Source organism: Clostridioides sp. ZZV15-6597, from assembly GCF_020657815.1.
In the GTDB taxonomy this organism is placed as follows: Bacteria; Bacillota; Clostridia; order Peptostreptococcales; family Peptostreptococcaceae; genus Clostridioides.
In genome coordinates, this window is the sequence record NZ_JAGWCT010000207.1 from 1 (window position 1) to 2,400 (window position 2,400).

At 23.6% G+C, this 2,400-nt stretch carries 1 protein-coding gene; it reads right to left on the bottom strand.

What is annotated here, in order from left to right; all coding sequences use genetic code 11:
- On the bottom strand, positions 1-1,955 hold a 1,955-nt coding region (locus tag KGF52_RS20840), incomplete at its 3' end, for a sigma 54-interacting transcriptional regulator (RefSeq protein WP_227841495.1).
- Positions 1,956-2,400: the final 445 nt, after the last annotated feature.

The window sequence follows — 2,400 nt, forward strand, 5'->3', positions numbered from 1 at the left end:
CTTCCATATCTTCCTGAATTACAAATTATAAATTCTTCTTTTTTTAGATATTCAAATATTTTTTTTATTTTCCCTTCAGTAATTTGAATATTTTTATCTAGTAATCTTTGTAAAATTAGTCCTCTAGCAATACCAACATCTGATTCTTTATTTAAGATTAACACTTCTAGTATATTTAAAATATCATTTTTATTATACTTTAGTTTTAATGGGGAATTCTTATTATCTAAAGTTCTTAAGTTTGGAGGTAAGTCCTTTTCAAGTACAATATCATCACACATAATATTTAAATAAGATGTTACATTTTGGAGTTCTCTTATATTACCTTTCCATTTATAGTTTTGTAGAAGCTCTTTTGCTTCTGGTGTAATCAATAACTTTTTATTAATTAAATCTTCCATAATAATTAAAATATCTTCTTTTCTTTCCCTTAAAGGAGGTATATTTATTGGAATTGTATTTAATCTATAATATAAATCCTCTCTAAATTTACTATTATCAATCATTTGTTCTAGATTTTTATTAGTAGCTGATATGATTCTAACATCTATATTAATTATATTATGAGAACCGACAGGCATTATTTGTTTTTCTTGAAGAACTCTAAGGAGCTTTGTTTGTAGTTCTAAGGGCATGTCGCCAATTTCATCTAAGAATATAGTTCCATTGTTTGCTAGCTCAAATAATCCTTGTTTTCCTTCTTTTAGACCACCAGTAAAAGTACCTTTATCATATCCAAATAACTGACTTTCTAGTAAGTTTTCGGGAACAGCTGCACAATTTACTGCTATAAATGGCTGATTTTTTCTAGTTGAATTATTGTGTATAGATTGGGCTATGAGTTCTTTACCAGTTCCACTTTCACCTCTAATAAGTATACTTAAATCAGATTTAGAAACTTTTTTAGCTAAATCTATGCATTCAAGCATCTTTGGGCTATTTGTTTTTATATCTTTGAATGTATATTTTGCTATTTGTCCTTTTTCTCTTAATTTTTTAGTTAAATTTTGTTCTAGCTTTTTTATGTATGTTATTTCTTGTAAACTGTAATATGTACCCATTTTTTCATCTTTATTGTATATGTTTTTTTTATTTACATTTATATACTTTTTATCAAATATAACAACCTTGTCCAATATCTCTTTTTCATTTAATAAAACCTTTAAACTATCTATAAACACTTCTTCAATATGTTTACCATAGATATCTTCTTTTATATTTAAGATGTCTTTTACTTTACTATTATATGTATTTATTACACCATCTTTTGAAGTAAATAATATTCCATCTTTTGATAAGTTCAATATTGTATCTAATTCTTCTATCTTTAAAAACAGTTCCTTATATTTATCTTTTATACCTGTGTCTAAACTTATTATTTCTTCTGAGTATTTAACTAGATTAGATTGTATTTCTTTTGAATCGATTTGTAATAAGTTTATTATTTCTATAAATGTAGAAATATCTATATATCTATGACCTAAATCAAAAATATCTGAGATAAAACTAGGGACTTTTTCTGGAACTCCTGGAGTTATAGCTATCTTTATATCTTTATAATTATTTTCGTTCATATATGGAACTGGTCTGATATTAGTTACTCCAATCTTATAAAATAAGCTTATAGTCTCTAAAGTAGTTTCATCAGAATCATTTACAATTAAAGCATTTGTACCTTGTGGTAAGGATAATAAATCATATACCTTATCTTCCTTAAAAGTTCTTCTTATTACAATAACTTTTTTCTTGTCCAATATATTATTTATAATTTTATCTAATCTCTCTACAGACATTACTAATATTACGTCATCGTTTATAATATCATCATCATTTATTTCATTTATAAAATATCTGTTAATTTTTATGTAATCTCCAAAAACTAACTTTAAGTTATTTTCCAAAAAATCTATTAAATCTTTTCTGCTATCATTTATCAAAGCTACTGATTTTTTCATTGATTTCTCCTTATTTATATAATAAATAGTTTTTAATAATATTTACAGGAAGGTTATTTCCATAATCAATATATCTCATTGTATCTAAAATGGTACAAAACTTATACAATATTAATCCCTAAACTATTCAACATTATTAATACTATAAAATAATTTAATTTTAATATCTTTTTTATGTAACATCAATAATTTTATATCTAACCTTTTAAGTTTAATAGAGTTTTATACAAAAAAGAAGGTGCCTAGATATGATTTTTTGAGAATCATACATAGAAACCTTCTTCCTTATAATTAAATCTTGTCACCAAATCCCCCTAAGTGTTGCTTAAAATTCAAAATGTATGTATATTTTTCATTTCTATTCGATTAAATTATAATATACATCTAAAAAATTTATTTTAACAAATTCTATTGATAATACAATTTCATAAATATAGAATTATAT